General features: G+C 49.1%; 2 tRNA genes. Both read left to right on the top strand.

The window, feature by feature from the left end:
- Positions 1-66 precede the first annotated feature (66 nt).
- A tRNA-Ile gene (locus tag FDX22_RS00455) sits at positions 67-143 on the top strand.
- 109 nt (positions 144-252) lie between these two features.
- Positions 253-328 (top strand) — tRNA-Ala (locus tag FDX22_RS00460).
- The last annotated feature ends 2 nt before the right edge of the window (positions 329-330 follow it).

Genomic DNA, 330 nt, shown 5'->3' on the forward strand with positions numbered 1-330 from the left:
AAAGAAACGTTCTTTGTAGTGCTCACACAGATTGTCTGATGAAAAATTAGCAGTAAAAATCTCTGCAGGCTTGTAGCTCAGGTGGTTAGAGCGCACCCCTGATAAGGGTGAGGTCGGTGGTTCAAGTCCACTCAGGCCTACCAAATTTGCCCTGATACTGTGTTGTGAAACGACTCGCATACTTCAGTATGCTTCGTCATTCCACGCCTTGTCTCAGGACAAATTATCGGTACAGAGATGAAGTATTACGATGGGGTTATAGCTCAGCTGGGAGAGCGCCTGCCTTGCACGCAGGAGGTCTGCGGTTCGATCCCGCATAGCTCCACCATC

The sequence above is a fragment of the Citrobacter sp. TBCS-14 genome, from assembly GCF_005280805.1.
GTDB lineage: Bacteria > Pseudomonadota > Gammaproteobacteria > Enterobacterales > Enterobacteriaceae > Citrobacter > Citrobacter gillenii.